Source organism: Paenibacillus jiangxiensis (genome assembly GCF_046098255.1).
Classification (GTDB): domain Bacteria; phylum Bacillota; class Bacilli; order Paenibacillales; family Paenibacillaceae; genus Paenibacillus; species Paenibacillus jiagnxiensis.
The window spans coordinates 99,866-112,344 of the sequence record NZ_JBJURI010000012.1; the positions used below are offsets into that span (position 1 = coordinate 99,866).

The 12,479-nt window shown below is 50.9% G+C and carries 13 protein-coding genes; 2 read left to right on the top strand and 11 right to left on the bottom strand.

Features of this window, described 5'->3' with window-relative positions; all coding sequences use genetic code 11:
• Positions 1-99: 99 nt before the first annotated feature.
• Together lpdA and ACI1P2_RS13565 are read right to left on the bottom strand one after the other, a co-directional pair.
• A complete protein-coding gene (gene lpdA / locus ACI1P2_RS13560) occupies positions 100-1,521 on the bottom strand; it encodes a dihydrolipoyl dehydrogenase (RefSeq protein WP_355320391.1) in 1,422 nt (473 codons plus the stop codon).
• 128 nt (positions 1,522-1,649) lie between these two features.
• Entirely contained in the window at positions 1,650-1,859 is a 210-nt protein-coding gene (locus tag ACI1P2_RS13565) for a hypothetical protein (protein ID WP_355320392.1), read from the bottom strand.
• Between the two features lie 176 nt (positions 1,860-2,035).
• Between ACI1P2_RS13565 and ACI1P2_RS13570 the strand changes: the two genes are divergently transcribed.
• Positions 2,036-2,632, top strand: coding sequence for a thymidine kinase (locus ACI1P2_RS13570; protein WP_355320393.1), 597 nt, complete (start codon positions 2,036-2,038; stop codon positions 2,630-2,632).
• Between the two features lie 132 nt (positions 2,633-2,764).
• A complete protein-coding gene (locus ACI1P2_RS13575; protein WP_355320394.1) occupies positions 2,765-3,541 on the top strand; it encodes a sporulation protein in 777 nt (258 codons plus the stop codon).
• A gap of 104 nt (positions 3,542-3,645) precedes the next feature.
• Here the strand turns inward: ACI1P2_RS13575 and ACI1P2_RS13580 are convergent, their stop codons facing one another.
• From ACI1P2_RS13580 to dxs, 9 genes are all read right to left on the bottom strand, one after another.
• Positions 3,646-3,909: a hypothetical protein gene (locus tag ACI1P2_RS13580; protein ID WP_408976218.1), complete on the bottom strand. Its 264-nt coding sequence runs from the start codon at positions 3,907-3,909 to the stop codon at positions 3,646-3,648.
• Between the two features lie 49 nt (positions 3,910-3,958).
• A complete protein-coding gene (locus ACI1P2_RS13585; protein WP_355320396.1) occupies positions 3,959-4,249 on the bottom strand; it encodes a hypothetical protein in 291 nt (96 codons plus the stop codon).
• 118 nt (positions 4,250-4,367) lie between these two features.
• Positions 4,368-5,174: a sporulation transcription factor Spo0A gene (spo0A, locus tag ACI1P2_RS13590; RefSeq protein ID WP_355320397.1), complete on the bottom strand. Its 807-nt coding sequence runs from the start codon at positions 5,172-5,174 to the stop codon at positions 4,368-4,370.
• A 250-nt stretch (positions 5,175-5,424) separates the two neighbouring features.
• Positions 5,425-6,642 (bottom strand): SpoIVB peptidase, encoded by a 1,218-nt coding sequence (spoIVB, locus tag ACI1P2_RS13595; RefSeq protein ID WP_355320398.1) that lies wholly within the window; start codon positions 6,640-6,642, stop codon positions 5,425-5,427.
• 105 nt (positions 6,643-6,747) lie between these two features.
• Positions 6,748-8,484 carry a DNA repair protein RecN gene (gene recN / locus ACI1P2_RS13600; protein ID WP_355320399.1) on the bottom strand — a complete coding sequence of 579 codons (1,737 nt, stop codon included), beginning with the start codon at positions 8,482-8,484 and terminating at the stop codon, positions 6,748-6,750.
• Positions 8,485-8,518: 34 nt separating this feature from the next.
• The gene (ahrC, locus tag ACI1P2_RS13605; RefSeq protein ID WP_355320400.1) at positions 8,519-8,968 is read right to left on the bottom strand and encodes a transcriptional regulator AhrC/ArgR; all 450 of its coding nucleotides are present in this window, start codon (positions 8,966-8,968) and stop codon (positions 8,519-8,521) included.
• Between the two features lie 21 nt (positions 8,969-8,989).
• Positions 8,990-9,457: a hypothetical protein gene (locus ACI1P2_RS13610; protein ID WP_355320401.1), complete on the bottom strand. Its 468-nt coding sequence runs from the start codon at positions 9,455-9,457 to the stop codon at positions 8,990-8,992.
• A 178-nt stretch (positions 9,458-9,635) separates the two neighbouring features.
• Positions 9,636-10,472, bottom strand: coding sequence for a TlyA family RNA methyltransferase (locus tag ACI1P2_RS13615; RefSeq protein WP_355320402.1), 837 nt, complete (start codon positions 10,470-10,472; stop codon positions 9,636-9,638).
• A gap of 15 nt (positions 10,473-10,487) precedes the next feature.
• Positions 10,488-12,386 (bottom strand): 1-deoxy-D-xylulose-5-phosphate synthase, encoded by a 1,899-nt coding sequence (gene dxs / locus ACI1P2_RS13620; protein ID WP_355320450.1) that lies wholly within the window; start codon positions 12,384-12,386, stop codon positions 10,488-10,490.
• Between the last annotated feature and the right edge of the window lie 93 nt (positions 12,387-12,479).

The window sequence follows — 12,479 nt, forward strand, 5'->3', positions numbered from 1 at the left end:
AAGCCATATTTAATTATACCATCTTGTCTTAAAACCTGGTACTAAAACTTGGCTTAACCTTATTAAAACACTTTCACACCGAAAAGGAAAGCGCGACTCTTATATCCCGATCGCTTTTCCGTCCACCGCCAGCATCGCTTCGCCCAAAATCTCGGACAGCGTCGGGTGTGGATAAGCAAGCTGGCCCACTTCCCATGGGGTAGCGTCCAGCAGCTGTGCCAATGCCGCCTCGCTGATCAGGTCGGTGACATGCGTGCCGATCATATGAACGCCGAGAATATCATTTGTCTTCCCGTCCGCAACCACCTTCACAAAACCGTCCCTGCTGCCATACACGAGCGATTTGCCGATCGCCTGAAAAGGAAATTTGCCTGTTTTCACCTCATACCCCCGAGTTCTTGCCTCCTGCTCGGTCAGGCCAACGCTGGCTGCTTCCGGTCTTGTATAAATGCAGCGCGGGATCTGATGAGAAGGAAGCATATGAACTTCCTCGCCGCAAATATGGTTTACAGCCGCTAGCCCTTCATGGCTGGCGGCATGTGCAAGCTGAACGCCGCCGATACAGTCGCCGATGGCATAGATATGAGGCTCAGCCGTCTGATAATGGGCGTTAACTGCTATTACCCCGTTTTCAATCCGGATATCCGTATTTTCCAGTCCGATATTTTCCACATTAGCCTGTCTGCCTACAGATAAAAGTAGCTGTGAAGCGGTAAGTGTGCTTGTTTCAGTTTCCCGGCGCACATCGATTTGTATTCCTTCCTCATCCTTGCCGAGGCTTTCCGGCAGCACCTGGGAGCCTGTCAGGATCTTCACGCCTCTTTTCGTCAATAGCCTTTGCAGCTCACGGGAAATCTCTTCATCCTCAAGCGGGATCAGCCTGTCCGCCGTCTCCACCACGGTCACTTCCACGCCGAAGTCGTTCAGCATGGAGGCCCACTCCACGCCAATCACACCGCCGCCGACAATGATGATTGAAGCAGGGAGCTTGTCCAGCTGAAGTGCCTCGTCACTTGTCAAAATAAACCTGCCGTCAGGCTCGAGGCCCGGAATATAGCGCGGACGCGACCCTGTCGCAATAATCAGATGCGCAGGCACGACCGTCTCCATTTCCCCATCTTCCAGCTCGACGGCAACCGCGCCGCTTTTCGGCGAGAATATGGACGGCCCAATAACTCTCCCTGTGCCGTGCAAAACCTTGATTTTATTTTTGCGCATCAAATACTGAACACCCTGGTGCAGCTGCTCCACGACCTGCTCCTTGCGTTCCTGCACCTTTGGGAACAACAGCCTGGTCCCGGACGTCTCAACACCGTAGGATTCGCTTTCCTTGACAGTTGCATACACTTCCGCGCTTCTAAGCAGTGATTTGCTGGGAATACAGCCGCGATGCAAGCAGGTGCCTCCCAATTTATCACGCTCAATGATGACTACATCCTTGCCCAACTGGGCAGCCCGGATCGCGGCCACATAACCTCCCGTTCCTCCGCCAAGTATCGCTATATCACATGTAATTGCCATATTAACCTCCACTATCGCTGCATGATTATTTAAAGTCTATTTTACTCTCTTTGAACGGCATTACAAATAAGCCGGCAGCCTCGGCTGAACCCCGGCCCGTTCTTGATCAGAGCGCCCGATTTGGCAGCTTATTCGTAAAGCGCATCCTTCAGCTTGCTGGACATACGCGGTGTTTTTGATGAGTTGCGAAGCGATCGGCGAAGCGCCGTATTCCGCTGCTCCAGCATATCAAGCTGTTCCAGCATGTCATTCACCAGCGCCTCTGCCTCAGAGCTGAGCAGACCGAGCCGTGCCAATTCGGCCTTTCTCTGCTTGAAGCGAGAGTTGACATCATCCATCCGGATTCCTCTTTTCTGCTATGTAATCCCGTCTTTCTACAGTAACAGACTTGACGGCTTCGGGCAATGAAGCGGCTGCGTATCCTGTCAAAATTCAAGCATTTGTCTCTGGCCTGTCTCCCTTAACATATGGTACTCTATAGTGGCGTTTTCTTTAAAGAAAGAGGGGAATTGCTTTGTCTACAGGGCGTATTACCGTAATTACAGGTCCTATGTTCAGTGAAAAATCAGGGGAGCTCATCCGCCGTTGCCAAAAATTAATGAAATACGGCCGCCGCAAGGTGGTCGCCTATAAACCTGCCGAGGACAACCGTTTTGCCAAGGACGAGATCGTCAGCCGCATCGGATATCGTCTCCCTGCCATCTCCATACCGCGCAAGCTGACGGAAGAGACAGTAGCCAAAATTATGGAGCAGACCCGTGACGCGGACGTTGTCGCTTTTGATGAGGTGCAATTTTTCAACCGTCCAATCATGAACCTCATTCAGGAGCTAGCTTATTGCGGAAAGCATGTCATTGTCGACGGCTTGAATATGGATTACCGCGGAGAGGAATTCGGATATATCGGAGGCCTGCTGGCCATGGCAGACGATATCGAAAAGCTGAGCGCCTTCTGTGCCGTTTGCGGCAGTGCCGAGGGCAATTTCACGCAGAGAATCATCAACGGTGAGCCCGTTAAAGTGGGCCCGATCGTCATGATCGGGGATTCCGAGGCGTATGAGCCGCGCTGTCGGCGCTGTTTTGTACCGCCTCACAAAGTGGATTGCGAATAAAAAGCCCTTGTGGGCTTTTTTAGGTTTTATAAAGTTCGTCATATTTTTTTATTTCGTCGTTGTTACAGAAACCTTGCCGCTCCTCCCCACGTATACTCCTGTATCATACATATCCTTTAGGAGGTTCTTACCATGTCTTTTTTTAACAAAATGCTTGCAAGTGTAGGAATTGGGGCTGCGGAAATTGACACGCATCTCGAAAAAGCCTCATACCATCCAGGCGAGGAAATTCGAGGAATGGTACATATCAGGGGTGGCAATGTCGAACAGAAGGTAGATCATATTTATATCAAAGTAATGACAGAGTATATCAGAGAGCATGATGACAAAAAGGTAAGGGAAACCTACACCATCGCCAAATACCATGTGGCTGACCGAGTGCTCGTCCGTCAGGGAGAGAGACTGGAAATCCCGTTCTCATTCCCGCTTCCATTGGAAACGCCGATGACGCTGTCTCGACAGCCTGTCTGGATTCATACCGGCCTTGATATTGATAATGCCATGGATCCTAACGACCGCGACTACATCGAGGTGACCCCGCATCCTTATGCCACCGTCGTATTACAGGCTGCCCAGGAGCTTGGATTTCGATTCAAGGAGGCCACCTGTGAATATCATCCACGACTTGGACGCGGCGTTCCGTTTGTACAGGAAATTGAATTCTACCCGGGCCGGGAATTTTCCAGCAGGGTCGAAGAGCTCGAATTTATTTTCAACCTTGAGCGTGACGGCATTCATGTGCTGGTTGAGGTTGACCGCCGCGGCAGAGGCTTCTCCGGCTGGCTTGAACGGTCGTTTGACATGGATGAGCGCGCGGCGTGGCTCAGTCTGAGCAGGTCGGATTTGCAAAGAGGAAACCGATATGTAGCAGATGTGCTTGGAGACTTGATCTACAGACAGGCTCGTTAATATAATTTAACCCCGCCATATTGGATGGTGGGGTTATTTTTGCAAGAGAAACTACTGCTAAATGCGGTCTGGCTTCTGTGGATGTACGTCGATAGACATTTCTCTTATGCTTTAATGGCTGTCAGTGCCTGCATGGCTGTCTGCTCATCCTCGGGCCGTACATAAATTTCGTATTGAGTCGTGGAAGAGGGGACTGGATATGCTCCGTCTCTTCTGGAACTGTTGGCGCGAATAAACCGGGTGTGGTGCCGAACGCCCCTGCTTACGAGAACAGATTTGGCCTTCATATAATCCTCTTCGATAAAGGTAGTATAGATTTGCACATTACGGGCAAACAGCCTGCTGAACCAATGTTTAAGCCCTGACACAACAAAAGCTCCTTTCCCTGCATGCGTAATCCAAACCGGCTGCATGGATCTACAGCGGCAGCATATCCCTGCGTTCCGCTTTCGGTTTGCAGTGCTTGCAGACGCCCTTGACGACTCCATTGTCGCCTGCGTAGAAGGTCAACAGCTCTTCTTTGCCGCAAAAGCTGCATTTCTGCGCGGAAGGCTTTCTCGTACTCCCTTTACGCCGGAAAGGGAGTACATTATCTCCCGTAGATCGGGGAATCTGCATTTTTTTGCTGCGTCCCTTATTCAGGCGTAATATAGTGAATACAATAATTCCGGCGGCTGCGGCTCCGGCAACAATCCACAGATACAGCATATGCAATCCCCCTCTGCCATTATGATGCCTGTCAGCTTTGCACCAGCATACCGGAACAAACGAACCCAATAAATCGCTGATTTATTGGGCTGGCTTCCGGGCATATGATTGTTGTGGCTTATGATACTTTATGCTCGATCCGCAGCTTGTCGGCGACCATAGCAATGAATTCGGAATTTGTAGGTTTCGACTTGCTGATGTTGATCGTATAGCCAAATAGGTGGCTGATGCTGTCAATATTGCCGCGGGTCCATGCCACTTCAATCGCATGGCGGATAGCGCGTTCGACGCGTGATGGCGTTGTTTTAAATTTCTCCGCGATCGCCGGATACAGCGTTTTGGTGATAGCCCCCAATATTTCGATATTATTGTACACCATGGTGATTGCCTCGCGCAGATATTGGTAGCCTTTGATATGTGCTGGCACACCGATTTCATGAATGATGGATGTAATGCTGGCATCCAGATTTTTGACTTTCCCCATTGGAACGACATTTGATTTTGACATGGACATTCCGACCGACGAACTGCTGCTGACTGTCTGCACACCAACCAACTGACGCACGCGGTTAGCCAGCACCTCCATATCGAACGGCTTCAGAATATAGTAGGAAGCTCCAAGCTGCACAGCCCGTTGCGTAATGTTCTCCTGGCCGAAGGCCGTGAGCATAATAATTTTCGGTTGCGCCGGCAAATTCATTTCGCGGAGCCGCTCAAGTACGCCCAGGCCGTCAAGATGAGGCATAATGATGTCTAGGATCAACACATCGGGGATTTTGTGGGAATCAGAAATACGCTGGAGAACCTCTTCACCATTGTAAGCGATTCCGGTAACTTCCATATCCTCCTGGTCTGATATATATTCAGCGAGCAAGTTAGTAAATTCACGGTTATCATCTGCCAAAAGCACTTCAATTTTTTGCAATGGACTTCCTCCTTTAATGGGCGCACTAGATATTTTTTTGATTTGGCAATTTCTTCTCTCGGAAGTATATAATTTCGACACATCGAATTCAATTCCTTCTGTCGAAAAATATTTTTATTTATTTTTTTTATGCTTTCCGATATAATTTTAAGGTTTTGCTCTTTTTCAACTTTATTAGCTAAAATTCTTCATATTGTTTCATAAAACGACACGTCCATATTACAGGAAAACAAAAAAAATCTTAAGGCCGTTAACCGGCCTTAAGATCAGAAGCTTTGCCCTGTTTATGTTGAGTAATCCCGGCGTCCTTCAGCATCCATTCAATGAAGCACCCGTACCCTGATTGAGGATCGTTCACAAACACATGTGTGACCGCTCCGACGAGCTTGCCGTTCTGGATGATGGGGCTACCGCTCATCCCTTGAACAATGCCCCCGGTTTTCTCAATAAGGCGGGGATCCACAATGCGGATAACGAGCCCCTTTGTTGCTGGGACGCTTTGATTGGATACATGCAGAATACGTGCTTTAAAACGCTGGACGGATTGACCGTCAACCACAGTTAATATTTCTGCAGGTCCCTCTTTAATTTCTTCAGCCCATGCAACGGGAATTGGCTTCGAATAAACGCTGTGTTCGGGAAGATCGGTCATTTTGCCAAAAATGCCAAACTTCGTATTGCTTTCGATACTGCCTAAAACTTTATGGTTTTTTGTAAACTGGGCACGCTTCTCTCCTGGTTCGCCATTTTGGCTTTTGGAGATGGAGGTGACGTTGGATTGGACGATATGCCCGCTGCCAACGACGATGGGGGTTTGAGTATTCATGTCCGTGATGACGTGGCCAAGCGCGCCGTATACGCCATGCTGCGGAGCATAAAAGGTCAGTGTTCCAACCCCGGCCGCCGAATCACGGATATACAAACCAAGCCTCCATGCCTTATCCTCGCGGTCATATGCCGGAGTCAGTTTCGTATGAATGGTCTGCTTTCCCCGCTTAAGAGTGATCTCGAGCGGTTTTCCTTCTTTGCCTGCACGTTCCACAGCTTCCGTGACAAGCGACAAATTATCGGGAACAAGGCCGTTAATATGAGTGATGCGGTCTCCCAGCCTGATTCCGGCTGTCTCTCCGGGCGACAAACGGGTCTCCCCATCCTGCACCACAAGGTGGTGACCCACGACAAGGATCCCCGCTGATTTTACCTTTACGCCAATGGTTTGGCCGCCGGGAATGACTTGAATTTCCTGAACAGGATGAACCTCAGACCGGTTGGCAAGCAGAGAAGAAAAAACCGGGCTGCGCTGAACCAGCTCATTCAGCTGTAGAATCGAGCCTTTATAATGGCTGAGGGAGTCACCATGACTCTCCGGCTGTGCTGCCGCGTGCCGGACGAACATAAAAATACTTCCTAGACAAAGAAAGAAGACAAGCAAAAGTCCGGGCAGTTTGTTCCTGGAGTTCACTTTCAATGGCTGTCACGCTCCCTTTGCTTCTTTCGCTTGACGAGTAAAGGTCGTCGCCAATTGCGTACCTATAAGGTAACCTTGCCCCCAGGCTTTTATTACTGTCAATCATTACTCTACCCGCTGTTCTTCCCTCTTCTGCGCCTTTGCCAAATTCAGCATTTCCTGTGCATGATGCAGCGTTTTTTCCGTAATTTCCACACCGCCCAGCATTCTGGCCAGCTCCTTCACCCTGCCCTCATCCGACAATTCCTCCACCTGTGTCATGGTGCGGCCGTCATGCACGGTTTTCTCGATGAGATACTGGCTGTCAGCCATGCAGGCCACCTGCGGAAGGTGGGTAATCGAAAATACCTGGCAGACAGAGGAGAGCCTGTACAGCTTCTCGGCAATGGACTGTGCTGCTCGTCCGCTGACCCCGGTATCCACTTCATCAAAAATGAGCACCGGAATCTGATCATGGCGGGCAAAGATGCTTTTGAGTGCCAGCATCACACGGGACATTTCGCCCCCTGATGCGATTTTGCCCAGCGGGCGGAGCGGCTCGCCTGGATTGGCTGAAATTAAAAATTCTGCATTATCGATGCCCTGCTTGGTCGGCCGGATTTTGCGTCCGTTCCACTCGTAGCCGCGCGGATCTTCCAGCGGATCGATACGCACCCGCAGGGAGGTTCGCCCCATCTGCAAATCCTTGAGCTCCCTTTCCACCTGTACGGCAAGATCCTCTGCGCATTGCTTCCGTGCGGCAGACAGCTCGTCGGCCGCTGCAAGCAGCCCGGCAAGCAGTTTGTCACGCTGTGCGGTAAGCTTCTCCAGACGCTCATCCTTGTTTTCCAGCTTATCCGTTTCATGCTCAATTTTTTTGTAATATTCCAGGATTTGCTCAACACTGTCTCCGTATTTACGGCGCAGGCCGGCAATCAGAGCGAGTCGCTGCTCGACATCCTGAAGGCGTTCCGGATTAAACTCAATCTGCTCCCTGTAAGAGCGGAGCTGAAAAGCGGCGTCCTCCAGCTGGTAATACGCGGACTGAATCTGTTCAGTGATGGGTTGCAGTTGCTTGCTGTCGTAATGAGAGATGTCCTCCAGCATGGCGGCCGCGCTGCTTACGGCATCCAGCCCATGCTGGCTTTGCAGCAGCTCATATGCCCCGGCAACGGCATCCATCATTTTCTCGCTGTGGGATAGTTTGACCCGTTCTTCCGCCAATAATTCATCCTCGCCGGACTGCAATCTTGCGGAGGCGATCTCCTCTAACTGAAAGCGGTACATATCAAGCATTTGATACGATTTCTGGCTTGATTCCTGCAGCTCTCTCAGTTCCTTCTCGGCTTTGACAAAAGCGCTGTATTTTTCGCGGTAGCGGGATTTTACAGGTCCGATGATGCCGTCGCCGTATGTATCCAGCAGCGCCAGATGCCGGTCGGTCCGCAGCAGGTTCTGCGGTTCATGCTGTCCATGGATGTTGACAATGTGCTCGCCGACTTCACGCAGCATGCTTAAATTGACAAGCTGACCGTTAATTCTTGAGGTGCTTTTGCCGCTCGAGGCAAGCTCTCTGCGAATTAGCAGGTGCTCATCCGCATTGCCCTGAATACCCAGCTTGGCAAGCACCTCCCACACCGGGTGTCCGGCGGGAAGCTCGAAGAGAGCTTCCATCTCGGCTTTGTCGCAGCCGTAACGCACCAGATCCGCGGCTCCTCTGCCGCCCGAGATCAGCACAAGAGCATCGATGATAATGGATTTTCCTGCCCCTGTTTCCCCTGTCAGCACATGAAAGCCCTGGTGGAAATGAACATCCACCGATTCAACCACTGCCAGATTTCTTATCGATAGTGAAACCAGCACCGCTGCTACACCTCCAACATCATACGGTAATTCATCAGGATATATAGGACATAATCTGTTTCACGACGTCCGTGCTGTTCTCATGGGTGCGGCAAATGATCAGGATGGTATCGTCACCACTGATCGTGCCCATGATCTCCGGCCATTCGATGCTGTCCAGCAAAGCTGCAATGGAATTCGCTGTCCCCGGTAGACATTTCATGACAATGAGGTTGCCCGTGCTGTCAATTTGCAAAAAATTATCCACCAGCGCCCGCTTTAATTTGTGAACCGGATTGTAGCGCTGGTCGCTCGGCAGCGAATATTTATATCTTCCGTCATCCATGGGCACCTTAATTAAGAGCAGTTCCTTAATGTCCCTGGATACGGTTGCCTGCGTCACCTGAAAGCCCGCTTCGCGCAGCGCCTCCACCAGCTCGTCCTGTGTTTCTATATCTTGATGTGTAATAATCTCCCTGATTTTGATATGCCTTTGACCCTTCATAAAGTCCTCCTTGTAAATTGGTTAATCATGGTTCCAATCATCTGCATTCAGCTCGATCCGGCGAACCGTCCCCTCTTCCGTGTCCACATAGAGAACCCCCGCAACCTCGGGGTAAAGCAGCAGCAGAGGCAAAAATTTGTCTCTGATTTCCGAGCCGCTCCACTCTATCGGCTTACGGCGCCGCGAGGTTCTGACAATATAGACTCCTTCATCCCGCTCTGCTATGTAATCAATATATAAACCGCTGTTTATAGTTTCCCCATTGATGTCAAATGAAAGAGGAACGCGCAGCCGGCCCCCGATCACTTCGTAGCCGTTCTCCTCCAGTATGGCCGAGGCGGGTCCTTCTTCGATCTCCTCATTCAGCTTAATGGCATGAAGCCTGGGATGCTCCGGCCTGCGCAGCCAGGAACGGAACGCGTATAATGCCCAAATGGCCAAAACGACACCAATCGCCGCAACCAAAAACGTATCATACCGTGTATCCATCCAGATTCCCGCCCTTATTGTTCTGACGTTCAGTTTGTTATTTCGAGATCGTTCCCGGAAACTCCTTTACCCTTCTTTCAATATTATAGGCGAACGTTAGTTCGTTAATCAATATTACCTTGCTTTTCGAAAAAAAGGTTCCCATAGTTCTTGTGAAGAACTCATGAGAACCTCTTGCCTATCTGCCACCAAATGTCTGTCCCGCCTCCGCAACGATACGATCAATGAGTTGATCAAGGTTGTGCTCCGTCCCCTCATCAGGCAAGACCGGGTCGTTCAGCCGCAAGTGGGCCAGGAATTCAATATTACCCTCGCCTCCTGTGATCGGTGAAAAGGTCAGGCCCTGCAAAGAAAGTCCAAGCTCCCTGGCAAAAGTAAGCACCGTATGCAGCACCTCTTTATGTGTTGCGGATTCCCTTACAACTCCTGATTTGCCGACTTTCTCCCGTCCCGCTTCAAACTGCGGCTTGATGAGGACGGCAATGTCGGCCGGGCGTTTGAGCAATGCAACCAACGGTGGCAGGATGATGCGCAGCGATATGAACGACACGTCAATGCTTGCAAAATCAGGCGCTGGGCCTTTCAAATCCTCCGGGGTCATATAGCGGAAATTCGTCCGTTCCATCACACAGACTCTTTCATCATTGCGGAGCGACCAATCGAGCTGATTGTAACCGACATCTATTGCATACACATAGGCTGCTCCATGCTGCAGTGCACAGTCCGTAAAACCTCCGGTAGAGGAACCGATATCAAGCATCGTGCGGCCCTGCATATCCAGGCCAAATTCCCGGATTGCTTTTTCCAGCTTCAGCCCCCCGCGGCTGACATAGGGATGCACAGAGCCCTTTACCTTCAGCTCGCTGCTGCGGGGAACCTTCATTCCCGCTTTTTCAATCCGTTCACCGTCCGCGAGCACCAGACCGGCCATAATGGCTGCTTTGGCCTTCTCCCGGCTTTCGTAAAATCCCTGCTCCACGAGCAATACATCTATTCTTTCTTTCGGGTCAGACATGTTGTTCTCCTATCTCTATACCGACCGGCCATAGCCGAAAGTAGGTTGGGCAGCCATCCTGCGCAGCTCCGCAGTGACCGCCTCGGCGGTTAAGCCGACCTGCGCGCACTGCTCCTTAATGGAGCCGTGCTCTACAAAAATATCGGGAATGCCCATCAAATGCACATGCATATCATGTACGCCTTCACGGGCGTAAAATTCAAGCACCGCACTGCCAAGGCTGCCCGCCTCGGACGTTTCCTCCAGCACAATCAGCTTCATCCGCTGCTGGGCAAGCTCGCGCAGCATTTCCTCATCCAGCGGCTTGAGGAAGCGGGCATTGATGACTCCTACCTGAATTCCCTCACGCTTCATCGTGTCAGCAGCTTCACCGGCTACCTGCAGCATCGGGCCGCAAGAGATGACTGCATACTGCTCACCCTTGCGCAGATACTCCCACTTACCGATCGGAATGGCGTGCAGTTCCTCATCGAGCGGAACTCCCGGTACATTGACCCGCGGATATCGGTAAGCAATCGGTCCGTCATTATATTCAAGCGCCGTTTTCATCATATGTCGCAGTTCATTTTCATCCTTAGGCATCATCATAACCAGATTCGGGATATGTCTCATAAAGGCAACATCAAACACACCATGATGTGTCTCACCGTCAGCACCGACAAATCCGGCACGGTCGATAGCAAACATCACATTGGCGTTATGGCGGCAAATATCGTGTACAATCTGGTCATAGGCGCGCTGCATAAAAGTGGAATAGACAGCATAGACCGGCTTCATCCCTTCCATGGCTAAAGCTGCGCACAGCGTGGCCGCATGCTGCTCTGCGATACCGACATCAATCATCCGGTCCGGAAACACCTTGCTGAACGGTATGAGACCTGAGCCGCCCGGCATGGCCGGAGTGACCGCCACGATCCGCTCATCCTCGCGGGCCAGCTCGATCAGGGTCTGCCCGAACACCTCCGTATACATCGGGTTGCCTACGGCCTTCAGCACCTGGCCGGATTCCATCTTATAGGGAGAAATGCCGTGCCATTTATGGGAATCCGCCTCCGCCGGCTTGTAGCCCTTGCCCTTCGTGGTAATCACATGCACCATGACCGGGCCACTCACATTATCCGCCTGGTTGAACGTATCAATCAGCTTTGAAAGATCATGACCGTCAACCGGCCCCAAATACGTAAAGCCCAACTCTTCAAACAATACGCCGGGCACCATCATATATTTCAGGCTGTCCTTCATCCGTCCCGCTGATTTCGCCAACTTGCCGCCGATGGCCGGAATTTTTTTCAGAATCTGCTCCACCTCATCCTTGGCGCGCAAATAATGGCGGTCTGAACGGATTTTGCTCAAATAATTGTGCAAAGCCCCTACATTGGGGGCAATCGACATTTCATTATCGTTCAGGATCACCATCAGATTCTTGCCTTCATGACCGATATGGTTAAGCGCTTCAAAAGCCATTCCGCCTGTCAAAGCGCCATCCCCGATCAGGGCGATGACCTTGTTGTCTTCCCCTTTCAAATCACGTGCGAGCGCCATGCCCATGGCCGCTGACAGCGACGTGCTGCTGTGGCCGGCTTCCCAGACGTCATGCTCGCTTTCATTGCGCTTGACGAACCCGCACAGGCCGTCCTTCTGACGCAGCGTGTCGAACCTTTCCATTCTTCCCGTCAATATTTTATGAACATAAGCCTGATGGCCTACATCGAAAATCATTTTATCCTTAGGGCTGTTATAACAATAATGCAGGGCGACCGTGAGCTCAACCACTCCCAGGTTCGATGCCAAGTGCCCCCCTGTTACCGAGAGCTTCTCAATCAGAAATTTGCGAATTTCTTCGGACAGAGAAGCCAGCTCATCAACAGATAATGTTTTCAAGTCGCTTGGTTGCTTTATTCGTGGAAGCAGCACGCGAATCTCCCCGCTTTCCTTCAAGTAATTAACAAATGAAGCTGCAATTCTATCTGACTCTGCCTGACCTTAAACGTAATAACATTCATTATA